The organism is Vibrio panuliri (assembly GCF_009938205.1).
Classification (GTDB): Bacteria; Pseudomonadota; Gammaproteobacteria; order Enterobacterales; family Vibrionaceae; genus Vibrio; species Vibrio panuliri.
In genome coordinates, this window is the sequence record NZ_AP019655.1 from 79,855 (window position 1) to 104,227 (window position 24,373).

Below are 24,373 nucleotides of genomic sequence, written 5' to 3' on the forward strand. Positions count from 1 at the left end.
GAGACGGATTAAAATATCAACAGTTCACACCGTCTCTCACACAATGCAGTGGTGCTTTATCGTCGTGATAAAGCTTGTATAAAACTCTGGGTGTGACTTCAGATCAAGCTCAGATGGCTGAGCACTGAGCACCTTATATAACGACATTAACGAATGAAATTACCTTCTTTGCTGCTTGCTACGTCTTGCTTTTTTGCCAGTGCGGTAAGTGCTGACTCTTTTACTTTGCCTATTTGGAAAGATGAGGCGGAAGCGCTTGGCTATGAGTTGCCAAAAGCATTTGGGCTTAACTTGAGCTATATGAGCATGGAGCAAGGAATCAATGTTGATTCAATCGCGTTAAAAGGATTGGATTGGCTGCCAATTGAAATGAAGGCTGAGCCGGGAAAACAGGTTACCGACGTTGTGACTTTACGTGCGGATGTTTGGTTGTTTCCTTTTCTTAATGTCTACGGTTTGGTTGGTAAACTGGAAGGTTACTCAGAGACTGCCGTTAATGTTGAAGTAGACCTTGGTTTTTTGGGGTCGATTAACCGCAGAATTGATAGCTTTCGTCTGGATCTCGATGGTGACATCAAAGGGGCTGGCTTTGTGTTGGCTGGTGGCTATGAACAATGGTTCGCTTTGGTTGATGCGAGCTATACCCAAACGAATCTAACCGTGATTGACGGTGCTATTGATGCTTATGTGGTTTCTCCTCGAATTGGTTATGACTTCCATCGCAATGGTGTGCCGCTAAGGCTTTGGGTCGGTGCTATGTATCAAGATGTAGAGCAACAACTGTCTGGCTCGTTGTCTGATTTACCTCTACCACCAGCATTAGCAAACATCATTCCTGACGATGCTAGGTTTGATGTTAAGCAGCGTCTTGCTTCGGAATGGAATACGATTGCTGGTATGCAATACCAAGTGAACGAGAGTTGGTATTTGCTCGGCGAGATGGGCTTTGGTGACCGCCAAAGTTTGTTCTTCTCGCTCGATTATCGTTTCTAAGGAGCGATGATATTGAAACGTTTGTCTATTGTCGCTTATTCGGCCCTACTTGTATCACCAAACGTATTTGCTCAAGAGAGCGAAGAATCTGGCTGGGTGGATAAGCTATTAACCCAGCTCGGTTCAAGCGAGACGGTAGATGAGTCCAAACTGATCGATTGGGGGGTATTGCCAGGTCCATTTGTTAACCCTGAACAAGGGTTTGGCATCGGTGTGGCTGCTGTCGGTCTTTACACTCCGTACGATTGGCAAAAAGGCGACCCATATTCGACGCTAACTGTGACGTCATACGCCTCAACTTCAGGCTCGTATGGCTTGGGTGTCAATAACCGTACTTATTTAGATAATGACAAAGTTCGTCTACTTGGTGAAGCGTGGATTAGTCATACACCCGGTTATTACTGGGGTATTGGCAGCGCATCGGCAGAAAACGATCAGTACAAAGTGCAATATGAAGCACGCCGTTTACAGGTCAATCCCAAGATTGCTTTTGAAGTCTTGCCAAACACTTACCTTAAAGCCGGTTGGCAATGGCAGTCATACAGCGAGGTTAAGGGTGTTGATGGTGATGTGCTTCCTGTCGAGCTGGTAGACGCAACAGCCAGTGGTAGTGTTTTGGGTTTTGAATACGATACACGAGATTTCGAACCTAACCCTATGCATGGGCAGTTTATTGATTTTGAGTGGATTGCGAATCGAGACAGTTTTGGCAGCGATAGTGATTACGACAACGTGATTGCCAATCTACGTCATTACCAACCTTGGTCTGACTCAACCATCATCGCAATGGAAGTTTACTCGCAATCGATTATTGGCGATGCGCCGTGGTTTGACTACGCCCAATTGGGGGATGACCAGCGGATGCGAGGCTATTACCAAGGCCAGTATCGCGACAAACATCAACTCTCTACTCAAGTAGAAGTGAGACATACCTTTTCTGGTCGTCACGGTATGGTCGCTTGGCTCGGCATGGGTAATGTGGCGCCATCTTATAGCCAATTATTTGAAACGGACTGGTTGCCTTCAGTGGGCGTCGGGTATCGTTTTGCATTTAAAGCGCGCATTAATGTGCGCGTAGATTTGGCAGTAGGCCAAGATAGCACGGGGTTTTATTTTCAAATAAACGAAGCATTCTAAGGGGAGAGGATGAAAAAGTTAGCAGTTATCTTACTCAGTTTAGCCAGTTTTGGTGTTTATGCTGAAGAGCTACAAGCACCTGTTGGTGTGAGGCCATGTTGTGCGTTTGGCATGGATCTTAAAGCCCAGCTTGGACGAGTTCCTGTTCCCTTTTTCTCTCTCGAAAACATCTTAGCCGCGGATGAAATTGGCGAGCACAAATACAATGATGGTAGTGAGTCAGTCTCTGGCAGTTTGCTTGGTTTTAACGATGAGGTAAACGGCATAATCTTCACTCAATTGGGTGGCTTTATCGATACCGCGCATGTACGTGATACGGCCGATTATACTTACTATTTGTTCCATCTTAATCAGCAACACCTGGGGCAGTCTGCTCAAGTTGACTTGCCAGCAGAACTTCGCATTCGCACCATTCGTTGGCATTCACAACCGGCGGCACTCACCCCGCAAGAGCAAATTGAATATAGTGCCAAGGCGGCGGCGCTTACCGCTTATCGCTTGGCTCAGTGGCATGAGATTGCTCAGTGGTTTGGCATGGTTTCGGTGAGTGGCTTTAAAGAGTACGCCTCAGCATTTTCCTCTGAAGATCTCTACTCCAATATGCTGGGTGCTCAACTTGCTCGCGACATATTGCTTGAGCAACCAGAAGTGTGTGAAGAGGGTTTTGAGCAAGCGATGGACCATGCTTTTCACCAAGCTCTGCAAGCGTTAAAGGTCCAGCCTAAATCGGTAACAAGAGAAAAAATGTCGCAACTTGATGGTGTTTGGTGGGATAGCAGTCGTCGCCTACCAGATAAGTGGGTGGTGCTATATCGAGATTATCATTTAGGGTTGGCACTAAAACCTAACTATCCAACATCAAGCCATGTGCTTAGTCTGGCGCCAAATTTTGCCAATAACGATGCGATAGAAGATTGGGTTGAGTTGGAACTGCACGCCGACAAACAAGAGCGTGCATTTTCTCAATTGCCAGAGCACTTAACACAAATGCCCATTTGGCGTGCAGATCAGTTTCAAACCATGGCCGATTTTGCTCGCGAGAGCGACCGAGAAACACATCCACATCGATAGAAGTGGAATTACTGCCCTTAGCGTCTCGCTGAAATTCGCATCACAAGGTTTAGGAATATAAGTGCTCAAACTCTACAATGCGTGGTTTGCCGCGTAAGAGTAAGAAATTTAAGAAACGGCTTGTGGTGGATGTGATCACCTTCTCTGGTTCGACTTGGTATTTATCGAGCAGAGTGATTGCATGGTCAAGGTTGGCAATGTCTTCACAGAAGTGAGCATCCGAGCCGGTGGTGAAATAGACACCGATCTCTTTGCCGATTCGGACAATTTCGTCACAACGAACATCACTACCGATGCGGCTTCGACCTGTTAAAGAGGAGTTATTGACCTCAATCGCTACGTTATGCTCTTTGGCGCATTGCAGCACAGTTTCGATATCGAACTTGAAATTAGGGTTGCCTAAATGACCGAGAGCATCGACTTTGCCGTTTTTAATAACGTTAAGCAGCGCTTCGGTATGCTCTTTTTCGCTTGCAGGGCGAAATACTGGCTCATGGAAACTCGCCATGATCCAATCTAAGTACTTAAATGAGTCATCAAATAGATCGATTTCACCTTGGGTGTTGAGCGTATTGGCTTCAACGCCGCGAATGATCCCCACCTCGTGCAGAAAACGAGGCAAAACAATTTGATTATGGAAGAACCAATAGTGTGGCGCGCCTGGCATCTTCGGAGCGTGGTCGGTGTTGCAGAGGAGTTGCAGCCCTTTGCGTTGCGCAGCCGCAGCGTTTTCCATAATAGTGCTATAGGCGTGACCACTCGCGAGTGTGTGGGTGTGAGTATCGACCACAATGTTCATTCTTACCTCCCGAAATTTGCAAGGCAACGACTCGCAATGACGATGGGTCTGTGGCAGACATCTGCGAGCAATTGCAAAGAATATACTCGAGCGTCTCCGTGAGCTCGGAGTATAACCACTTAAAATGTGCAATTATTCTGCGATTTAACTCACAAGCTTGCAAGGTATTCTCAACCAAAAAAGAGGTCAATTATCGAATTGATCATTTCCTCTTTCATCACAGATTAGATAGGTACGAATTTGCTATTCAGCGTGAGAAAAAATTTTTAAACTCCCGTCGTCTTTTTTGCGCTTTGTTCGTCTTATTTGGTAGATAACAAATTTTGTGTAAGTTAAACCGATGAAAAATACCCCTGATACTTTGCAACAGATTAAACCTTTGCTTTCTCAACAGTTGATTGAAGATGTCTCTGAATGGGCAATGATGCATGGCGTCGCGTTTAAACAGTCAGATAATACGGCCAGACACTGTCCATTCAGTATTGCGCCAACCACATTAGAGCGCCATATGTATCAACATTTGCTAAAGGTCACCCCGTTAATTGCTAAGTTGATTAGTGCGGTGTCAGAAGATCATGATTTTTTGCAAGATAGTTTGCAGAAAATGTCGCAAGCCGACCCATTTTTCAGCTTATTGATGTCGATGCATCACCAGTTACATGGCGATAAAAACGCCCGCCTACCGTCAGTGCGACAGCCGTTGCTGTTGATGCGTACGGATTTTATGGATGACAGAGAACTGGGTGCCAAAGTGATTGAGTTTAATGGTATTGCGGCTGGAATGGCCCCTTTTGGCCAGCGTGCGACACAATTGCATCGTTATATTGAACAGCAGTGGCCTACGCAGTATCAACAATGGTCAGTAACATCTTCTGCCACACCCGCTGATAACTTTGGTATGGAGCAGCTTGCCTTGGGCATTGCAACTGCGGCAAAGCAGGTGAAACAGCAGTTTGGTGATCAAGGCAAACCGACATTTTTGATGGTGGTGCAACCGAATGAAGACAACGTCTACGATCAACATTTGCTGGAAGTGGCTTTGCAGAACATTGGCATCAGAACCGTGCGCCGCACCTTTGCTCAATTAAGCCGACAGTTATCAAGTGGTGACAACCAACGGCTAGTCCTTGAGGATGTAGGTGCCATTGATGCGGTTTATTTGCGTGCTGGCTATCAGCATTCGGATTATTGTGACGCTGAGATTGTTGAACCTCAGTGCTGTCATACATTAAGCCAAACCCGAGTGTTTATTGAACAGCATTATGTTGCGATGAACGCCACGATTAGCCAGCAACTGGCAACCAGCAAATCAATGCAAATGGTGTTGACGATGATGCCTGCTGAGCAATATCTACGTTGGGGGTTAACCTTTGAAGAAGCACAACAGATAAAAAGTGTTTTAGCTGAAATGAAACCGGTGAATTTGGCGAATATCGAATGGTTTAACCGCCATGCTGATAAGCATCAGTGGGTGCTAAAAAACCAAGGAGAAGGTGGTGGGCATTGTATCTTTGGCGATGAAATTAGCCCTAAACTTGCCCAGTTAGAACAAAATGAATATGACGCATGGGCATTGATGCAACGTCTCTATCCCCATGAGCGTGAAACACCAACGATTGCGATACGAGATGCCAAGCAAACCATTGTGACTGATTTGATCAGTGAGATTGGGCTATTTACAGCTCATTACCAAGGGAAACCGGTAACTGATTTTTCGGGCTATGCGGGGTATTTGATTCGCAGTAAACCCGCGAGTGAAAACGAAGGGGGTATTCATAGCGGGAAAGGGATTTTGGATTCACTCATGCTGGTGGATTAAGCGACTTTGCCGAATTGTGGTCATTGAAGCCGAGCTAAGCTCGGCTTTTTTGTGGGTGAAGAAAATAATCGTTGACCTGTCTATAGCTCTACAGTTTAGGATGCGCCTATACTGACAGCACAATCATTGCTTTAAGGTCTTTGCATGTATCGAATTTCCCAACTTGGTGAGTTAGTTGGTTTATCTCGCACCACATTGCTCTACTACGAAAAACTAGGGCTAATTAATGGTAAGCGAATGGACAACGGTTATCGCGCTTATAGTGATATGGACTTACAACGTTTACGTTTGATTCAGCAACTGCAAAGTGGCGGTTTGACGCTCAAAGAGTGTAAAGCTTGCCTTGAAGCGAAAGTTGAGCGTCAGATATTGGCTGAAAGGTTAAAACAGCTCGATCAAGAGATTGCGCAGAAACAACAATCTCGCGATCTGCTGGCGGCGCTATTGGGTGAAAAGCCATTAACCGATTGGCATGAGATGTTAGATAAAGTTGCGCCGGATGCTCACATTGATTGGTTGATCAAGCAAGGGTTCAGCGAGACCGATGCGCAACGTTTACGATGGTTATCCAAAGATATGAATACACATGATACCTATATGGCAGACTTTTATCGCATTTTTGATGTACTTGAAAGACGAGGTCCCGGCTCGAAAGCCGATACGTTGACCGCATTGGGTAAAGTGCCAATTGACGCTAAAACGATTCTAGAGATTGGTTGTGGATTGGGCATTGCCACTCGGTTATTGGCAGAGCAATCCTCAGCTCAAATTACTGCTATCGACAATGATCAAGAGGCGATTAATGAGTTGCAAACCAAGTTTGATGACTATGCTGATAAGGTGAGATTTGAATGTGCCAGCATGACGGATTTACCCTTTACCGAGCAATCATTTGATTTGATCTGGTCAGAGGGTAGCGCATACATCATGGGGGTAAACAACGCCTTTAAGCAGTGGCGAAACTTGCTAAAGGATGGTGGCGTGTTGGTCGTCAGCGACTTGGTTTGGGCGACTGATAGACCCAGCGAAGCCAGTCAACTGTTTTGGTCTAGTGAGTACCCAGATATGACCACGGTGAGTGAGCGCATTGCTCAAGCCAAATCTGCAGGCTATCAAGTGGTTGATACTTTCCCTATTAGCGATGCTGCATGGGATGAATACTATCGACCATTGGCTCAGCAGGTGGCGGCCGTTAAAGCCGAAATGCCTAACTCTCAAGCAGTAAAAGCTATTGAACGTGAGCTAGAGAACTATGCGCAACGTAATCAGCAATTTGATTATCAAATGTTTATTTTAGTGAAAGCTTAAGCCGCTTTCATAGTGAGACAGAGAAACAATGAAATACTCTATTTTAGATTTAACGCAACAAGACGAAATTCAAGATTTGTTCCGTGCGACTTTCGGTGATTCTGAAGGCGCGCAAGAAGGGGAGATGATCGGGGAGTTAGCCAATCAACTTGTTGTGACAACAGACAGTGACGAAATGGTGATCGTGGGTGCGAGCCAAGATGATGTTTTGCTTGGTTGTGTTATCTTCACCAAGTTCCACTTTAAAGACAATCACACCAATGCGTACTTGCTATCACCAGCCGCCGTCGCCACTGCGACACAAGGCCAAGGTGTTGGTCAAAAACTAATTCAATTTGGTTTAGATACACTTAAGGCGCAAGGCGTCGAGTTGGTGTTGACCTATGGTGATCCAAGTTTTTACTCAAAAGTTGGCTTTACACAAATTTCAGAAGCACTTGTTAAAGCCCCATTAGTGCTTAGCTATCCGCATGGGTGGTTGGCGCAAATGCTTGATGGCAGCGCGGTACCGGCTATCGACAGTGAAACCGCATGTGCGCCAGCTCTAAATGAGCAAAAATATTGGTAATCACAGACTCACAATCTGAACTTGATAGGGCGGGAGAGCACTCTCGCCTTTTTAATTTCTAAAATTGTCGAATTGATATAAATCAAGCAAATGCTCGATTGATTTTTAGTGAATTTTGTAAATAAAAAGTAAACAAAGCAGTGGCACGTTAGGTATGGCGAGGTGTGTAAATATTAATCAATTTTAACATCGATTATTGCCATAAACCTTATCGATTTTTTACATTTTAACCACCTAAATGATTGCTTTAATTTGAGTTCCAGAGCGTTTCAACTAAGAAAAACGCCGTGTTAGTGAGGTTTGTTAAATCTCTGAGAGAGGAAGTCTCAATGAAAACAATCATAGCAGTTTGTGTAATGTCGGTTCTCTCGTTTGGCGCTTATGCTGAGCGTCAATCCCAAGAGCCCATTAAGATTATTGAACCTATCACGGGTTTAGATGCTAAGAAAGTTGAGCTCGGTAAGACCCTATGGTTTGAACCGCGTTTATCGGCATCGAATACCATTTCATGTAACTCTTGCCATAACATCGCCAAAGGCGGGGTAGATAACTTACCCACATCCATTGGTCATAAATGGGCAATTGGTCCGATTAACTCGCCCACCGTGTTTAACTCGGATTTAAACTTTGTCCAATTCTGGAATGGCCGAGCAAAGGATTTGCAAGAGCAAGCAGCAGGTCCAATTGCTAACCCGCTTGAAATGGCATTTACCCACCAATTAGCGATTGATACCTTACAGTCTATCCCTCAATACCGTCAGTGGTTCAAAGAGACTTATGGCGTCGATACCATTACTATTGATGAAGTCACGGATGCGATAGCAGTATTTGAGCAAACCTTACGCACCCCCAACGCGCCATTTGATCAATGGCTTAAAGGGGATGACAGCGCGTTAACCGTTGCTCAAGTTGAAGGTTATCAACTGTTTAAAGAAAAAGGGTGTACAGCGTGTCATGCAGGACCATTAGCGGGTGGTCAAATGTACCAGAAGATGGGGTTAGTGAAGCCGTTTGCGACAGATAACCCTGATATTGGTCGTAAAGCGATTACTGGCAATGAGTTTGATAAGTTCGTGTTTAAAGTGCCAACGCTGCGTAACATTGAGTTGACCTATCCCTACTTCCACGATGGTTCTGTATGGGATCTTCAAGAAGCGGTTTCCATGATGGCAGACTTGCAACTGGGTCAGAAATTGACCCAAGAAGAGTCTGAGAAGATCACGGAATTCTTGCGTTCACTTACGGGTGACTTACCACAAGTGACGCTACCGCATTTACCGCCATCGAGTAATGAGACTGCTCGACCAAACATTTAACGACTGGTAAAGGAGCTCAATGAGCTCCTTTTTCTATCTAAAATTGAACAACTCGTGATGAAAATGGTTCAAATTGAATCGGTGCTGTTTCAACTGCTGCTTTAGCGCTTGACCAAATCCAGTTGGGCCACAAAACCATACGCTAACATTATCTAGGCTTCCAATTTGGCTTTTGATTTTGTCGATAGTTAAAAAGTGCATGGTTCGATTATCTATCAGATGAAAACGCACCTTAGCTTGCTTTGCCAGTCGCTCTAACTCGGCGACCAACTGCGGTGAAGGCGCTTGTGTACAGTAATAAAGATCGACAGTTTGAGTATGATCTTGCTGTTTGAGTTGCTGCAGTCGAGCTTTAAATGCCGCAATACCAATTCCACCTGCTACCCATACTTGCTGTTGGTTATCCGCAAATTCAAAGTGACCATAAGGCCCTTCAATTTCAACGTTATCACCTGTGGCGACATGTTGGTGCAGATGAGTGGTAAAATCCCCTAGAGCTTTGATAGTAAACTCAACAAACGGTTCACTACTGTTGGAGCTGATGGTAAATGGATGCGGTTCTTCGCCTTTGATGGTTAAAAAAGCAAATTGTCCGGCATTATGCCCAGGCCATTGAGGTACGGCGAGGCGCATTTTATAGGTTTGGTTAACTTGATCGTATTCGAGTGTTGTTACACTCCCTTGATAGCGGCGAGTTTTCCCCACTTTACCCAGCAAGCTCCATAGCGCACAAGCAACCCCTACCAACGCAAGTAAAATGGTAATCGGCGTGATTAAGTTGGACCAATACGCTGGTTTTATCAATACCACTGAATGGTAAGCAATGACGACGAAAGCAATCGCCATGGCTTTATGGGTTAGCTTGAAGCGTTTGTATTGGATAGGCGCAAACAGTGCGATAAGAGTGAGCGCAACAAAGGCGTATAGAGCCAGTTCACCGATCGACTTTGCACCGCCCCTTAGGCTCATAATCATTGCTTGCAGTGACTCAGGATCGAGTTGGGGACGCGCATGGCTGCCGCGTTCCAATACACCATATTGCACCAATTTTTTGGGCACGATGGCGAGTAACCAGTGAATCGCCCCAATGATTACCCCGTAGATCGCAAGCCACTTATGCAGCCGATACGACTTATCTAGCCCCGCAGTCATCTTGTCAATTAAGGGAAGGCGCAAAGCCAGTAACATAGTGAGCGTGAGTAAGAGTAATGAAATAATGCCAGTACCTTGGATTAAGGCACTGCGCCAGTGCATAAACGTGGTGTAGCTAAAAAGGTTTGGTTCGGCCTGAAGCCAGATAAGTGTGCAAGCCGCAATCAGTGCTGCGGTATATAGATAGAGTTTGTTCATAGCATGCGCTCCCAGTGAGCTTAAACTATATCTGGATGAATGTAAGGTGCAGTCAAGGGATGTAAAGCAACGTAAAGCTTAGGGTGAGCGTGTGATTTATTTCTGAAATTAAATGACAAATCGCTCGGCTGTTTTGATCTTCGTTGCTGATTAGTGGTTGCCAAAAAGGCTCCAAAAGTGGGTCGCTATGGAAAAAAGGTGATCAAAATCTTATTGCGCTTAATTTTGAGCGCGAGATAAGTCAGATTTTACTGAGGAAAACGATTGCATGCCATGGTGGCATATGATTGCGTTAATTGATGGTTAATTTAATGTGAATGAAATGAGTCTAAAAGTGTCGGGTGATGGTGGTTAAATTACGTAACACTTTCAAGTTAACGTTGCGTTAACTTTATTTATTATTGAATTTATCATTAATGTGCGTAGATCACGCTTATGAGCTGATTCTCCAATCGGATTTTAATTTCAGCCTTACCATTTCTTCATCGATTCACCTTACCCCTACACATAACAAAACCATAGCTAAAAGGATTGATGAAGATGAAAAAGGTCTTACTGAAAGCTGCAGCACTGACATTAGCGTTAAGCGCTGCCGGTGTCCACGCCAAAGATTACGAGATCGTCAACGTAGTTAAAGTATCTGGTATTCCATGGTTCAACCAAATGAATAAAGGTATTGAGCAAGCCGCGACAGATTTCGGTGTTAATGCGCGTCAGCTTGGTCCTTCAACGCCAGACCCTGCGCAGCAAGTTAAAATTATTGAAGACTTAATCGCTAAAGGTGTGGATGCGATAACAGTAGTACCAAACGATGTAACGGTTCTTGAGCCTGTGTTTAAGAAAGCTCGCGAGAAAGGCATCATCGTATTGACCCACGAATCACCAGACGGTCATGGTGCAGATTGGGATATCGAGACCATCGATAACCAAGCTTATGCTAAAGCAACCATGGATGAGCTGGCGAAAAATATGGGCGAGAAAGGCGGATACGCAGTATACGTTGGTTCTCTTACGGTTCCGCTGCACAACAACTGGGCGAACCTAGCTATCGATTACCAAAAGAAAACGTACCCAGAGATGTACGAAGTTACTAGCCGTATGCCTGTCGCAGAGAGTATTGACCAGTCTTACGCAGCAACCAACGATCTAATGAAAGCTCATGCTGATATGGCCGGTATCGTCTCTTATGGTTCACTAGGTGGTATTGGTGCTGGTGAAGCGATTAAGAAAAAACGCGCCAAAGATAAGATCAGTGTGGTCGGCATCATGATGCCAAGCCAAGCTGCACCTTACCTAATGCGTGGTGAAATTGACAAAGGCTTCCTATGGAACCCTGCAGATGCAGGTTATGCAATGGTCGCGGTTGCTAAGCAGATGCTGGAAGGCAAAGATGTGGCGCAAGGTGTGAAAGTAGCAGGTCTTGGCGATGCAGAGATCGACACTCAAAACCGTGTTATCAAGTTCAATAAGATCCTAGAAGTAGATAAAACCAATGCAAAAGCGCTAGGTTTCTAATCCAAACCTAATAGTAATACTGGGGCGGTGCAACGCCGCCCCCTGACTTCTGGAAATTCTCATGTCTGGTACTCCTTTTATTACTCTCAAACAGGTGTCAAAACACTTTGGCTCTGTGAAAGCACTAGATGGCATTAACCTCACTTTTAACCAAGGCGAAGTACATTGCTTAGCGGGCAAAAATGGCTGCGGTAAAAGTACGTTGTTTAAAGTTATCTCTGGTGTTCATGCTCCTGAGAAAGGTGCAGAAATCATACTTGGCGGAAAAACATACGCCCGTCTAAATCCACAGCAATCAATCGAACACGGCATTCAGGTTATTTATCAAGATCTCTCCTTGTTTCCTAATCTCACCGTGGCAGAAAACATCGCAATCCAAGATCATGTTGAGTGGACCAAGGGTCTGGTGCAACAAAAACGAATTCAAGAAATTGCCCTAAAGGCGATGGCTAAAGTGGGCGTGAAGCTGCCGCTTGAGAGACGTGTGGAGCAACTCTCCATCGCAGAGTGTCAACTGGTTGCAATTTGCCGCGCAATGGCTTCCGACGCCAAATTAATGATCATGGATGAGCCTACGGCATCATTGACTCGAACTGAGGTGAATCACTTAATCGAAGTGGTTGCAGATCTTAAAGCCAAAGGGGTCACGGTGGTTTTTGTTAGCCACAAACTCGATGAGGTTATGGAGATCTCAGACCGAATTACGGTGATTCGTGATGGCCGCACAGTGGGGACTTACCAAGCCGATGAAGTAGACAGTGATGAGTTGGCATTTTTAATGACAGGCCAACGTTTTGAATTTACGCCTCTTGCACCTTATCAGCAGCAAGGGGAAGTGAAACTGGAAGTGAAGAACCTAACCAAACAGGGGCAGTTTAGCGATATATCATTTGCGGTTCGCAAGGGAGAGATCGTATCAATCACTGGTCTGTTAGGTGCGGGGCGGACGGAACTATGCATGGCGCTGTTTGGCATGACTCAGCCCGATAGTGGTGAAATCTTGGTGAATAACCAAGTCATGTCATTTGCCTCTAACCGAGATGCGATTGCTCAAGGTATTGGCTATGTATCCGAAGACCGTATGTCGACGGGCTTGGTCATGGAGCAAGCGATTCAAGATAACATTACAGCATCCGTTTTAAATCGTTTACGTAAACCTTCAGGCTTTTTGGATCATCTTAAAGCGAACAAGTTGGTTTCGACCTTAATTTCGTCTCTATCGATTAAAGTGGCGGACCCTAAACTGCCAGTGACCAGCCTCTCTGGCGGTAACGCACAACGGATTTCGATCGCTAAGTGGATAGCAGCGGAGCCTGAAGTATTGATCTTAGACTCTCCGACTGTGGGCGTGGATGTGGCTAATAAGGAAGCCATATACAACATTGCCAAAGACCTTGCTGCGCAAGGCATTGCTATCATCATGGTCAGCGATGAGATCCCAGAAGTGTTTTATAACAGTCACCGCGTGATTGTGATGAAAGAAGGACGTTTTACTCATGACTTCCAACCTACTCACTCTTCAGAGCAAGAAATTATGGAGGCAGTCAATGCTTAATAAATTCAGTTGCTCATTGGCTGCCTTTGCCAAACGCCATGAGTTTTACCTTTCGCTAATGATTGTGCTGATTGTTGCCGTGTTGTCATTCACGACAGCAGACTTTTTGACCCTTGGTAATATTTTCGATATGTCGGTGAGCTCGGCCATTCTCGGGATTATGGCTTGTGGGTTGTTCGTTGTTCTGATCGCGGGTGGGATCGATATTTCGTTTCCAGCGACAGCGGCTATCGCTCAGTACATAGCCGCCACCTACATTCTTTCCATCGGTGGTAATTTTTTGATTGCCTTTGGCATTGCCGCGGTTGTTGGTGTGTTGCTGGGGATGATTAACGCTACTTTAGTGTACAAGCTAAAAGTGCCCGCCATCATTATTACGATCTCAACCCTGAATGTCTTTTTTGGTTTGCTGATCTATTTCAGCAACGGCGAGTGGTTATACGGTTTCCCTGATTGGTTTATGTATGGCATTGAGCTCTTTACCTTCACTGGTAGTGATGGTTACGACTATGGCCTGTCTTTACCGATTATTACCTTGATTGCAATGATTGCTCTGACTTCTTTCTTGATGTCGAAAACTCGCTTAGGGCGTCAGATTTATGCGGTTGGCGGTAACGCAGATGCGGCGAGCCGTATCGGTATCAATATCTTTGGTATCAACTTGTTTGTGTATGGTTATATGGGCGCGCTTGCGGGTATCGCTTCGGTGGTACAAACCCAGATCACCCAATCTGTTGCTCCTAACTCATTGATGGGTTTTGAGCTAACCGTATTAGCGGCTGTTGTGCTAGGTGGTACGAGTATGACGGGCGGCAAAGGTACGCTGTTTGGTGTGGTGCTTGGTGTGATTTTGCTGGCGGTGGTAAAAAATGGTCTGACGCTACTTGGCGTTCCTTCATACTGGCATACGGTCGTGACGGGTTTGATCATCGTGTGCAGCATCAGTATGACTGCGCTTAACGAGAAAAAACAAGCGGTGCAGGGGGCATAATGGAACAAGTACTTAATAGTTTAAAAATGCCAACCGATAGAAATATTCGCTACTTGTTAGTGATTTTAGTTGGCATCCTCGTGGTGATGGGTTTCTCAAGTGGGCAAGCGTTTTTCTCACTGGATAACCTGCAATCCATGTCTTCGCAAATGCCTTTGCTTGGTTTGTTGGCGCTAGGTATGGCGGTCTGCATGCTCACTGGTGGTATCAACCTGTCGATCATTGCAACGACCAACGCGTGTGGCTTAGTGATGGCAAGTATTATCACCCTTGCGCCAGACAGTTCTGCGATGTTGGTGCTAGCGTTAGCGGGTGGTTTGATTACTGCGGTCGTTATCGGGCTGCTTAATGGTGCGTTAATTGCCTATGTTGGAGTATCTCCGATTCTTGCAACGCTGGGTATGATGACATTGATCAATGGTCTTAACGTGTTGATTTCTGGCGGTAGTGTTATCTCGGGTTTCCCTCAAGCGCTGTTGGTTCTTGGTAACGGTTCTTTGCTCGGTATTCCAATGCCGTTGATCCTATTTGTGCTGTTTGCTATTGCATTGTGGGCGCTGCTTGAACACACCAGTTTAGGACGCACCATCTATATGATGGGATCCAATGAGAAAGCGACTCGTTTTTCGGGAATCAATACCCAAAAAGCAACGCTGTATGTCTACATTATTTCATCAATCCTGTGTTGGGTGGCTGCTATCGTGATGATGGCCAAATTTAACTCGGCCAAAGCGGGCTACGGTGAGTCATATTTGCTGATTGCTATCTTGGCTTCGGTGTTAGGTGGCATCAACCCTGATGGTGGTTTTGGTCGCATTGTGGGTATCGGCCTTGCTTTGATCGTACTGCAAACACTGGAAAGTGGTCTTAACTTGCTGGGAGTGAGTAGCTATCTCACGATGGCACTTTGGGGCGGTATCTTGATCCTATTTATCTTCTTACAAAAAAATAAGGCTTAACGGGGTAGTTTATGAGTATTTATTTTATCGGCGTTGATGTAGGCAGTGGCAGCGCACGAGCGGGGGTGTTTGATGCCCACGGTCGTAAAGTTGGTGAGGCCAAGCGCGACACATTGATGTTTAAACCTCAAGCTGATTTCGTTGAGCAGTCTTCAGACAATATTTGGCAGTCGGTGTGTTTGGCGGTAAAAGATGCCGTTTCTCAGGCGAACATCGAGCCAATACAAGTGAAAGGTATTGGGTTTGACGCGACGTGTTCATTGGTTGTGCTCGACAAGAATGGTCAACCTTTGACGGTTAGCCCGACGGGGCGCAGTGAGCAAAACATCGTAATGTGGATGGACCATCGTGCGATTGCTCAAGCGGATCGCATTAATAAAACGGAACATCCAGTACTGGCTTACGTCGGCAATCGTATTTCCCCAGAGATGCAGACTCCGAAGTTATTGTGGCTGAAGCAAAACATGCCAAATACTTGGTCTAAAGCAGGCTACTTCTTTGACTTGCCTGACTTTTTGACTTGGAAAGCGACTTTTGATGCGAGCCGCTCACTCTGCTCTACGGTGTGTAAGTGGACCTATCTAGGCCATGAGAACAAGTGGGATAAAAGCTTCTTTGAACTGATTGGTTTGGAAGATTTGCTCGAAAATGATGCCCAAACCATTGGCGACCGAATTCTACCTATGGGACAACCGGTAGGGGACGGTTTGACCGTGCATGCGGCGGATGATCTTGGTTTAATCCCGGGTACTGCGGTAGGCACCTCAATTATTGATGCGCATGCTGGTGGTATTGGAGTGTTAGGCGCTGCGGGTATGACGGGTGAAAAGGCGGACTTTAATAAGCGCTTAGCCTTGATTGGTGGTACTTCGTCTTGTCATATGGCGGCAGCAAAAACCGCGCGCTTTATCGATGGTGTGTGGGGGGCTTACTACAGTGCGATGATACCTGGATACTGGTTAAATGAAGGGGGACAATCTGCCACAGGGGCATTGATTGACCACATCATTACTTCTCATCCTTTGTATGAGAGCGCTAAAGAGCAAGCGGGCAAGCAAGGACAAACCGTGTATCAATTGTTGAATGAACGGTTACTGACGCTTGCCGGCAGCAAAGAGGATATTGCCTTCTTAACCAAAGATATCCATGTATTGCCTTACTTCCATGGTAACCGCTCACCACGGGCGAATGCGCATTTAACAGGGACAATTACTGGGCTTAAAATGTCGAAGACGCTGGATGATATGGCGCTGCAATATTTAGCCACCATTCAAGGCATTGCCCTTGGTACTCGTCATATTATCGAAGTTATGAACGATGCTGGCTATGAGATTGATACCATCATGGCATGTGGTGGCGGCACGAAGAACACCGTCTTTTTACAAGAACATGCTAACGCCACGGGCTGTATGATTCTGCTGCCGGAAGAGAGCGAAGCGGTGATTCTCGGCTCTGCGATGCTCGGCTCTGTTGCTGCCGGTTTCTACAGTGATATTCCTGATGCGATGAATGCGATGAGTCGCATCAGCAAGAGCGTGATGCCTCAAACGGAAAAGATTAAGCACTTTTATGACGCGAAATACGCCATCTTCCACAAGATGTATCAAGATGATGTTGAGTATAAGCGTATGATGAGTGAGTTTTAAGCGACTCGACTAATAGCGAAAGTAAAGGCCTCTAGTGAGGCCTTTTTTTGGCTTATTTTTGACGCGGTAGCAGATAGAAGGTTTTCTGGTTTTTATCCATCACAGTTTTCGCTAACTGATTAATGCTCTCAACGGTCGCCTCGTTAATCATACTCACGCTGTGGGTCACTGCTTGATAGGGCTTGGTAGAGAAGGCATCTTGACTGAATGCCGCTACCCAATAGTCGCTGTATTGCTCCTGTTGCCCTTGGTTCACTGCCCAGGCATTTTTCGCTTGGTCTAGCTCGGCTTGAGTGATGCCATGTTGTTGAATGTTAGTGACAACCTGACTGGCAAGCTTGGCTAACGATCGTGCACGATTTGGCGCGGTAGTGAAGTTAAGCCTCGCTAAATAATAAGGTTTTGGATCTCGAGCCAGCATCTGAGACATATTGATCACGTAAACCCCCGATGCTTTCACACGTACGGTTTCGCGCAGGCGGTTGTTGGTGATCTGTTCGAGCAGTTGCAGTTGCATTTGTTGCTCTAAAGACCATGAATGATCAGCACTGTATTGGATTTGCACCATGGCTTTATTGCTGCTGCCAATCGCATAACTGTACTCTTGTTCGATCGATTTTGGTTCAATACCACGATCAACTGGCTTAAGTGGCAGTTGTGGATCAACGGCTAATGAAGCCAACCATTTCGTGATGGTAGGCTCAACGTTTTCTGTTGCAGTGTTGGTGACTATCGTGACAATCATTTGCGCAGGATCACCATAGAGCTTCTCGCGCCATTCCACTAATTGCTCGCTGGTAAAGTGGTTCCAATCGCCATCCGCAGTGGCAACCAAGCGCTCACCATGCTCAAAGGCTTCACGGCTAATGTTGTCCATAAAAATGCGTTCAGCCGGAACTTTACTTAGGTTTTGCGCAGTCACTTGCTTCATCTCGCTAAGCTTGTCTTCACAATGGTTGGCTTGCGTGAGCTTGAGGTGTAGCAGAGCGAGTGCGTCATCGAGCGCATCGGTATCAGTGGTTACCGAAAATCCATGGTAGAGCAGCTCACTGTATGGTGTTACGCTCACTTGATGCTGTTTGCTCCATTGAGTTAACTGATGAGCCGTGTACTGACCATAGCCGCACTGCTCAGCCAATTTACCAGCCCAATCAACGATACCGAGTTGATGGTTTGCTTCTAGCGAGCGACCTCCGGGAATACGCAGATTCACTTGCGTGCCACCTTTAAGATCGGACTTACTCACCACCACTACTTTCATGCCATTGGTTAGCTGGTATTGGTAAACAGGTCTCGGCCCAAAGTTGAGCTGAGATGTCTTATTTGCAATCTCTCCGCTTGCTTGGGGTGTGACGTTCAAGTTGATTTCTGGTTTCGTTAAGCTAAATGGCGCAGGTTTACTGACACGAATGCTCTTCCATTGGTCAGGCATTTGCTTCACATCGACGCTGGCTTGGTCGTTGTCGGGGCCAATTAACGCCAGTTTCGGCGAAGTGGCTTGCAGCAGCGACGCGACATGTTGCTGAATATCTTCGGCGGTTAAAGAACTCAGGAATGCTTCAGTCAGTTGCAACTGCTGCGCTTTGTCCATCATAGGGAGACGGTAACTGTCAGCTTGAACTAATTGATCAGCAAGGTACTGGTTCGAGTAACCGGCGCGGTATTTTGCCTGTTGCTCTACTTTGTTGAGCAGCGTTTGTTTGGCGCTCTCAAGCTCTTTTTTACTTACAGGTTGGCTCGCAAGGCGTTGCAACTCGGTGGCTAACTGAGCAAAGGCCTGATCGTAGTGGTCACTAAATGGATGGGCAATCATTAAGTACTGAACGCGTGTGGTGCTCAGCAAATGGCTTTGAGGTGCAACGGTTGCCGCTTTTAACTTACCGTTCGCAACGAGAATCGCTAGGCGTTGGTTAAGAATTGATAACCATAATGAATCCAATGTTTCCTGCCATTGTCCTTCAACGGTATTGAGGGGGACTTCAATGTCATTTTGCAGCAGCAACTGCATAAATCGGCGGCTATTCTCTCTGTCAAAAACCGTTGCCACTTGGAGTGTTGGTTGTGAAGGGAATTGCTGCCATGCAATCGGATCGGTCGGTGTGTCGCCCTTCGCTTTGGTTGCAAATAGGCTTTCAATCTGGCTTCTTACGGCAAAATTATCGAATGTGCCGCTGACAATTAAGGTCATACGCTGAGGCTGATACCATTTTTGGTAGTATGCGATGGCCTCTTCAACGGGGGCGTTACGAATCACATCAATAGTCCCGATGGCATTTCTCTGAGCAAGACGACTGCCTTGATAACGCAGCGCTTCGAGTTGGTCATTAATTCGTGAACCGACCCCTTGACGAAGGCGCCATTCTTCAACAATGACTTCACGCTCTTTGTCAAATGCTTGTGGATCAAAGCTAATTTCGCTCGCCCAATCAGATAAAATTTGCAGCCCTAGTTCTGTGGTTTGGCGTGCTGAATTAGGCAGCGAAAGTTTGTAGACAGTGCTGTTATAACTGGTGACGGCATTCACATGTGAGCCAAGATTGATCCCTTGCGCTTCCAAGGCTTTAAAGCTTTGGCTATCGGGAAAATTCGTTGTGCCTTTGAATGCCATATGTTCGACAAAGTGTGCCAGTCCGCGTTGCTGGTCTTCTTCCTGCAATGAGCCTGAATGTACCGCCAAGCGCATCTCTACACCGGGTGTTTTTCTTGGTTGCAAAATGACTTGCATGCCATTGTCTAGCCAGTACTGGAAAATATCAGCGCGAACGGGCAGGGGTTGATATTGGTTGCTCGCTGCGATATTCGGTTCTGTACTTGTCGTGGTTTGGCAACCGGTAATGCCAAGTGCCATCGCTAGAGCGAATGAGAGTAAAGTAGGTTTGATCATTGTCTTATGCTCCTAGTGCGACAGGTGATTGGTTATCTAAGTCGATCAGGCGGTCAGCCATTGCCCAGAGTTCAGGTTGGTGAGAGACCATCAATACCGCGCTATTTGGCAGCGCATGTTTGAGGGTTTTAATCATCAACGTAGCGGCGCTTTGATCCAGTGACGATGTGGTTTCATCCAATAGAATTAATGGTGGCTTGTTCACGAGCAAGCGGGCAAACATTAGACGTTGCTGTTCGCCGCCTGAGAGTTTGCTCGACCATGTTTCAACGCTGTCGAGTGACGTAGTCAGCGCGTTAAGGCCGACTTGTTGCAAAGCATCAATGCAGGTTTGATCGTCAATATTGTTTGCACTTTGTGGGTAACAAACCAAAGCCTTAAGGCTGGTGGTGGTAAGATAGAGTTTCTGAGGAACCCAAATCGAGTCAGTACGTTGATACTCACCAATAAAGTTTGGCCAAAATCCGCTGAGTGTTCTTAATAGGCTGGATTTCCCTAAGCCAGAACGCCCTTTCAACATAACGATTTGTCCTTGCTCAACCACAAGATTGTTGACCTCAAGCAGTGATCGTTCGTGATCAACATGAACACGCAGTGTGGCGCGCAGCGCTTTAGGGGCGATGGGATGCTTAGCAGTGCTTGGCAGTTCAATATCATGCAGTTTGAGATTGAACGTGGTTAAACGTTCTACCGTTGCACTAAGTTTGGCAAGATCGCGATAGGAGTAAATAAACCAACTCAGTGAGCCAGAGACTTGCATAAAGGCCATCTTGATTTGCATCAGTCCACCAAGCTGGATGATACCCGCGAGAAACTGAGGTAGTGCAAAGAAGATAGGGGCAAGGCTTGAAACTTGCGCATAACCAACGGTAAAGAAGCCGAGGTTGCGCTCTTTAACCATCAACTTGTACCAGTTTTGTGCCACAAAGGTAAACTTAGTGCCTAGCGCTTCTCGCTCAATCGCTTCGCCGCGCTGTGCACCAATCATTTCACTGTTCTCTCGTCGCTCAATAAGAGCGGCACGAAAATCCGCTTCGCGTTTTTGTTGATTGAAATTAAGGCGCTGCAGTGGCTTACCGATCCAATGGGTAATCGCTGTACCAACGAGGGTATAGGCGATACACATCCAAACCATGTACCCGGGAATATGCCACTCTTGACCAGCAAGATTAAAGCTCATTTCACCGGAGAGATTCCATAAAATCGTGACAAAAGATCCGAGCGTGAGTACGGAACGCAAGAATGACAGTAGTAGATCGAGCGAAAGATCAATCAGCAAGTAGATGTCTTCTGCAATGCGTTGATCTGGGTTATCGGGTTCAGTCTGCGCCAGCTTCATATGATAGTGATGATGCTGGTCAGATAGCCACTGTGCGGTCAGTTGTTCGGTCATCCATGTGCGCCAATCAATCAACAGCTTTTTCTGTAAGTAGCTGCTATAAACCGCGACGAGAATAAGTGAACCAATGAGCAGTACAAATTGACCAAGCAAGCGATAAATGCTCGAACCATCCAGTTGTTGTAGCGCGTTGTAGAAGTCACCATTCCATTGGTTAAATTGAACACTTAGCCACACGGAGCCGAAGGTCATGCTGATAATGACTAACAGTAAACCCAGTGAAGGTAAACGTTGTTTAGAGAGCCAAAATGGTTTGATTAGCTGCCAGTATTGAGAGAGAAAATTCATAATTATTTTTGCTTTACGTCCAAAGGGCAGGCGAAATGGCCTGCCCAATTATGGGAAGAGTGGGGCGCTTAGTAGTCGTAACTTGCTTGCAGCCAGAATTGGCGACCCGCTTCGTAGACGCGGTAGACTTCACCTTGGTGTACAAATGAGTCTGTCGCATTTTCGTTGTTAAGCAGGTTGGTCACTTCGGCTGAAATCGCGGCACCATAGGCAAATCTCGGCTTCCATTCCGCTTTAATGTCCCAACGGAAGGTGTCTTCAAAGTCGACACGTTGATACTTCAAGACTTGCTTGCCAGTAGATGGGTCCACGGCATAGTCATTCTCATGACGTGTTGCTTGATCTCGGCCTTGCTGCCATTGCCACAGGTTGTAGACGGTTGTGCCATATTGAGGCAGTTCCGCTATCCATTCGATATTGGCACGTAATGGCGCATTAAAGTCCGTACTTGGTAAGTCTGCGGCATTGATAATTTTGCCGTCGTACCACACTTTGTCGTAATCAAGATTGGTATTGGGATCAAAGAATGAGTACCCCATATCTTTTGGCGTATTGCTTTGTGTTTGCTGCCACACTAGAGAAGCACTAAGTTGGTTGCGAACGGTTTCGATAACAATAGGTAGGCGATTGCGAACCGTGAGTGATACCGAGTCGTGCGTGGTTTCGCCGCCATTATCAAAGGTGCGGATTCGAGCTTTATTCGGATCCGTGGTGCCTGGATATTTTGGACGGCTACGAACTTCATCTTTACCCAAGCGATGGACATAGTTGAGTGACCAAATGCTGTTGCGCCATGTTTGTTGTAAGCCGAGTGACAGCTCATCGTTATATGGGGTTTTAAGGTCAGACATCCCTTCGTAGTCAGAAGTGGTGGTCCAACTGTCTTGCTGTTCACTATTAGGATTACACATCATGTAGCAGTGTTTGAGGCCTGCGTTTTGACCTTCATATAGTGCATAGGTCAGCATTGAACGCCCGTAGTAGCGGTTTGCCCCTGCGGTTACTACTGTATCGCCACTACCAAACAGATCCCAGCTTGCGGTGATTCGCGGTGCTAGGTTGTTGTTTTGTACAAAGTCATCGCGTTCAAAGCGTAAGCCGGTGCGTAAGGTGACGTTGTTAATCTCGATAGTATCTTCGGCAAAAATAGCGCGATTAACATATCGTGTGGTGTAAGTGCCGGCGAAAAATGCGTCAACTTGGTTCGCAAAGCCTAACCACTCCATACTATCCCACGTGCCACGATAGCCATTACGGAAGTAGGTTTTATCACGTATATATTTTGCTTTAGTGAGTGTTTGCTCACCCCCGACTACAAACTGGTGAGTCGTATTGCCAAAGCGTTTGGGATTGTAGGTAAACTTCCCTTTGATGGTGGTGTTGTCTTGCTCGGTATTGAGATCGCCCGGGCCTCCAGATGCGTAGGTCACTGGGTTGCGCCAATCGGTAAAGTCTTCTAGCTGAACAAAATAGTTCTGCTCGCTGGTGCGAACATCTTCCATCTTTTGCTTACCAAGAGACAGATCAAATACCCCACCATCCATCATATGCTCAAATTGCAAATTGGTAGAGAGTCCGTTGTGCTCTTCCGTGTAATCGGAGTTAGCAACCCCATTCATAAATAGCTCAGACTCGTACTTTGAAAGGGCAAAGCTCAAATTGATCGTCGTACGAGGTGAGGAATACCAAGTAAACTTGGTAAACATATTGTCAGAAACTCGAGTTTGGTCTTTGATGCTATCTTGGTACTCAAAGCCAGACAACTTATTGCCTTCCAAAGCGATGCTGCGCCCTCCGGCGTTTACCATTGGAATCGAAGAGGTTCGTCGAGAAATTGATGCGACAAAGCCTAAGTTATCGGTAATTCCGGTGGTGACAGAAACCCCATAGCTGCTTTTCTTGTAGTCAGGTTGAAAACGGGCAGGGTTACTTACGTCATTGTTGCTAGAGTTGAAATCGAGCTTCTCATCAACAATGGTTTTGTTCCAAGAGGAATCGGTTTGTCGGTAGTAAACGTTGGCCGATGTTTCGCCTTGCCAACTGCGGCTCTTGGTCTCAACAACCCCTCCAGAGAACCCGCCAAACTCGACAGGTACGTTGGCATCATAGACAGTGACACTCTCAATTAGGCGGCTATCAAGATAGAAGCCTTGCTCATCAGAAGAAAGGTTCGAGTTCGTCACGCCCAAGCCATTGTCAGCAGGGTCAATATCGTTGTTGATACTCATACCATCTAGTGTAAATGAGTTCTGATACGCGGTTGAACCATGAATAGAAATATCTGAAGGCTTAATTTCCCCCTGACTTAAACTATTATTCCCACTATTTGAAAACTGCACGGCTGGGTTGGTTTTTAATAAGTCGGTGATATTTCCATCACCTGTTGGTCGCTTATTAATATCTTCAGAAGTTAGCGTTTGTTTACTGGTTAAAGGCGCTTCAACTTTGTCTTTGACGACGATTTCTTGTTCAGAAACTTCGCCATTTGCATAGCTGCTAGACGCGGTGAATAGCCCAAAGAGGAGAGCGGCTGCCGGTTTCATTCATTCTGTCCGTATTGTTAAATTCTTTCGAATGTTCTGTATTTATTAAAATGTGTAGATTGATATCTCATTTTGGCGGCAAGATATCACAATGTAAAACTAAATGGCAATTGTTATCATTTGTATTTAATGATAATCTTCGCAGAAATTTTTTAAACCAACACCGTTCTTTGTCAGCATGGCGATTTTATTGATTTATAGAGAACGGACTGTCGTTAAATAAGAGTGATGT

The 24,373-nt window shown here is 45.9% G+C and carries 17 protein-coding genes; 12 read left to right on the plus strand and 5 right to left on the minus strand.

Translation table 11 applies throughout. The annotated features are described in order from the left end of the window. Positions 1 to 153 precede the first annotated feature (153 nt). Genes GZK95_RS15290 through GZK95_RS15300 form a run of 3 tightly spaced genes read left to right on the plus strand, consistent with a single transcriptional unit; the run spans position 154 to position 3,201 of the window. Positions 154 to 993, plus strand: a complete 840-nt coding sequence (locus GZK95_RS15290; protein WP_075714178.1) for a hypothetical protein — start codon at positions 154 to 156, stop codon at positions 991 to 993. Positions 994 to 999: 6 nt separating this feature from the next. After that, positions 1,000 to 2,130 carry a BamA/TamA family outer membrane protein gene (locus GZK95_RS15295; protein ID WP_075714180.1) on the plus strand — a complete coding sequence of 377 codons (1,131 nt, stop codon included), beginning with the start codon at positions 1,000 to 1,002 and terminating at the stop codon, positions 2,128 to 2,130. A 9-nt stretch (positions 2,131 to 2,139) separates the two neighbouring features. Further along, positions 2,140 to 3,201 (plus strand): DUF4056 domain-containing protein, encoded by a 1,062-nt coding sequence (locus GZK95_RS15300; protein ID WP_075714182.1) that lies wholly within the window; start codon positions 2,140 to 2,142, stop codon positions 3,199 to 3,201. Between the two features lie 49 nt (positions 3,202 to 3,250). On the opposite strand, the gene GZK95_RS15305 is transcribed toward GZK95_RS15300, so the two are convergent. Beyond that, positions 3,251 to 4,000, minus strand: a complete 750-nt coding sequence (locus GZK95_RS15305; protein WP_075714184.1) for a phosphatase — start codon at positions 3,998 to 4,000, stop codon at positions 3,251 to 3,253. A 340-nt stretch (positions 4,001 to 4,340) separates the two neighbouring features. On the opposite strand from GZK95_RS15305, the gene GZK95_RS15310 reads away from it, so the two are divergent. From GZK95_RS15310 to GZK95_RS15325, 4 genes are all read left to right on the plus strand, one after another. Next, positions 4,341 to 5,819, plus strand: coding sequence for a glutathione synthase (locus GZK95_RS15310; protein WP_075716361.1), 1,479 nt, complete (start codon positions 4,341 to 4,343; stop codon positions 5,817 to 5,819). Positions 5,820 to 5,963: 144 nt separating this feature from the next. Then, the gene (locus GZK95_RS15315) at positions 5,964 to 7,127 is read left to right on the plus strand and encodes a methyltransferase domain-containing protein (RefSeq protein WP_075716360.1); all 1,164 of its coding nucleotides are present in this window, start codon (positions 5,964 to 5,966) and stop codon (positions 7,125 to 7,127) included. 28 nt (positions 7,128 to 7,155) lie between these two features. Then, the gene (locus GZK95_RS15320) at positions 7,156 to 7,695 is read left to right on the plus strand and encodes a GNAT family N-acetyltransferase (RefSeq protein ID WP_075716359.1); all 540 of its coding nucleotides are present in this window, start codon (positions 7,156 to 7,158) and stop codon (positions 7,693 to 7,695) included. A gap of 329 nt (positions 7,696 to 8,024) precedes the next feature. After that, on the plus strand, positions 8,025 to 9,011 hold the full coding sequence (locus GZK95_RS15325; protein WP_075705847.1) for a cytochrome-c peroxidase: 987 nt from the start codon (positions 8,025 to 8,027) through the stop codon (positions 9,009 to 9,011). Positions 9,012 to 9,044: 33 nt separating this feature from the next. Here GZK95_RS15325 and GZK95_RS15330 read toward each other — a convergent pair whose 3' ends face one another. Then, a complete protein-coding gene (locus GZK95_RS15330) occupies positions 9,045 to 10,361 on the minus strand; it encodes a ferredoxin reductase family protein (RefSeq protein ID WP_151148837.1) in 1,317 nt (438 codons plus the stop codon). 540 nt (positions 10,362 to 10,901) lie between these two features. On the opposite strand from GZK95_RS15330, the gene GZK95_RS15335 reads away from it, so the two are divergent. The 5 genes from GZK95_RS15335 to GZK95_RS15355 all read left to right on the plus strand — a co-directional run bounded on the left by GZK95_RS15335 (position 10,902) and on the right by GZK95_RS15355 (position 17,027). After that, entirely contained in the window at positions 10,902 to 11,876 is a 975-nt protein-coding gene (locus GZK95_RS15335; protein WP_075716357.1) for an autoinducer 2 ABC transporter substrate-binding protein, read from the plus strand. A gap of 61 nt (positions 11,877 to 11,937) precedes the next feature. Then, on the plus strand, positions 11,938 to 13,431 hold the full coding sequence (locus GZK95_RS15340) for a sugar ABC transporter ATP-binding protein (RefSeq protein ID WP_075716356.1): 1,494 nt from the start codon (positions 11,938 to 11,940) through the stop codon (positions 13,429 to 13,431). Next, positions 13,424 to 14,422 carry an ABC transporter permease gene (locus GZK95_RS15345; RefSeq protein ID WP_075705851.1) on the plus strand — a complete coding sequence of 333 codons (999 nt, stop codon included), beginning with the start codon at positions 13,424 to 13,426 and terminating at the stop codon, positions 14,420 to 14,422. The genes GZK95_RS15340 and GZK95_RS15345 overlap by 8 nt, the downstream gene beginning before the upstream one ends. Then, entirely contained in the window at positions 14,422 to 15,381 is a 960-nt protein-coding gene (locus GZK95_RS15350; RefSeq protein WP_075705852.1) for an ABC transporter permease, read from the plus strand. The genes GZK95_RS15345 and GZK95_RS15350 overlap by 1 nt, the downstream gene beginning before the upstream one ends. Before the next feature lie 11 nt (positions 15,382 to 15,392). Continuing rightward, a complete protein-coding gene (locus GZK95_RS15355; protein WP_075705853.1) occupies positions 15,393 to 17,027 on the plus strand; it encodes an FGGY-family carbohydrate kinase in 1,635 nt (544 codons plus the stop codon). Positions 17,028 to 17,079: 52 nt separating this feature from the next. Here GZK95_RS15355 and GZK95_RS15360 read toward each other — a convergent pair whose 3' ends face one another. The 3 genes from GZK95_RS15360 to GZK95_RS15370 form a co-directional block, all read right to left on the minus strand. Next, positions 17,080 to 19,911, minus strand: a complete 2,832-nt coding sequence (locus GZK95_RS15360) for a M16 family metallopeptidase (RefSeq protein ID WP_075716355.1) — start codon at positions 19,909 to 19,911, stop codon at positions 17,080 to 17,082. Between the two features lie 4 nt (positions 19,912 to 19,915). After that, positions 19,916 to 21,598, minus strand: a complete 1,683-nt coding sequence (locus GZK95_RS15365) for an ABC transporter ATP-binding protein/permease (RefSeq protein ID WP_075716354.1) — start codon at positions 21,596 to 21,598, stop codon at positions 19,916 to 19,918. A gap of 68 nt (positions 21,599 to 21,666) precedes the next feature. Then, on the minus strand, positions 21,667 to 24,141 hold the full coding sequence (locus tag GZK95_RS15370) for a TonB-dependent receptor plug domain-containing protein (RefSeq protein WP_075716353.1): 2,475 nt from the start codon (positions 24,139 to 24,141) through the stop codon (positions 21,667 to 21,669). Positions 24,142 to 24,373: the final 232 nt, after the last annotated feature.

Excerpts from the sequence above, each read along its gene's own strand:
- GZK95_RS15290 (WP_075714178.1), top strand. The coding sequence starts at position 154 with ATGAAATTACCTTCTTTGCTGCTTGCTACGTCTTGCTTTTTTGCCAGT.
- GZK95_RS15295 (WP_075714180.1), top strand. The coding sequence starts at position 1,000 with ATGATATTGAAACGTTTGTCTATTGTCGCTTATTCGGCCCTACTTGTA.
- GZK95_RS15300 (WP_075714182.1), top strand. The coding sequence starts at position 2,140 with ATGAAAAAGTTAGCAGTTATCTTACTCAGTTTAGCCAGTTTTGGTGTT.
- GZK95_RS15305 (WP_075714184.1), bottom strand. The coding sequence starts at position 4,000 with ATGAACATTGTGGTCGATACTCACACCCACACACTCGCGAGTGGTCAC.
- GZK95_RS15310 (WP_075716361.1), top strand. The coding sequence starts at position 4,341 with ATGAAAAATACCCCTGATACTTTGCAACAGATTAAACCTTTGCTTTCT.
- GZK95_RS15315 (WP_075716360.1), top strand. The coding sequence starts at position 5,964 with ATGTATCGAATTTCCCAACTTGGTGAGTTAGTTGGTTTATCTCGCACC.
- GZK95_RS15320 (WP_075716359.1), top strand. The coding sequence starts at position 7,156 with ATGAAATACTCTATTTTAGATTTAACGCAACAAGACGAAATTCAAGAT.
- GZK95_RS15325 (WP_075705847.1), top strand. The coding sequence starts at position 8,025 with ATGAAAACAATCATAGCAGTTTGTGTAATGTCGGTTCTCTCGTTTGGC.
- GZK95_RS15330 (WP_151148837.1), bottom strand. The coding sequence starts at position 10,361 with ATGAACAAACTCTATCTATATACCGCAGCACTGATTGCGGCTTGCACA.
- GZK95_RS15335 (WP_075716357.1), top strand. The coding sequence starts at position 10,902 with ATGAAAAAGGTCTTACTGAAAGCTGCAGCACTGACATTAGCGTTAAGC.
- GZK95_RS15340 (WP_075716356.1), top strand. The coding sequence starts at position 11,938 with ATGTCTGGTACTCCTTTTATTACTCTCAAACAGGTGTCAAAACACTTT.
- GZK95_RS15345 (WP_075705851.1), top strand. The coding sequence starts at position 13,424 with ATGCTTAATAAATTCAGTTGCTCATTGGCTGCCTTTGCCAAACGCCAT.
- GZK95_RS15350 (WP_075705852.1), top strand. The coding sequence starts at position 14,422 with ATGGAACAAGTACTTAATAGTTTAAAAATGCCAACCGATAGAAATATT.
- GZK95_RS15355 (WP_075705853.1), top strand. The coding sequence starts at position 15,393 with ATGAGTATTTATTTTATCGGCGTTGATGTAGGCAGTGGCAGCGCACGA.
- GZK95_RS15360 (WP_075716355.1), bottom strand. The coding sequence starts at position 19,911 with ATGATCAAACCTACTTTACTCTCATTCGCTCTAGCGATGGCACTTGGC.
- GZK95_RS15365 (WP_075716354.1), bottom strand. The coding sequence starts at position 21,598 with ATGAATTTTCTCTCTCAATACTGGCAGCTAATCAAACCATTTTGGCTC.
- GZK95_RS15370 (WP_075716353.1), bottom strand. The coding sequence starts at position 24,141 with ATGAAACCGGCAGCCGCTCTCCTCTTTGGGCTATTCACCGCGTCTAGC.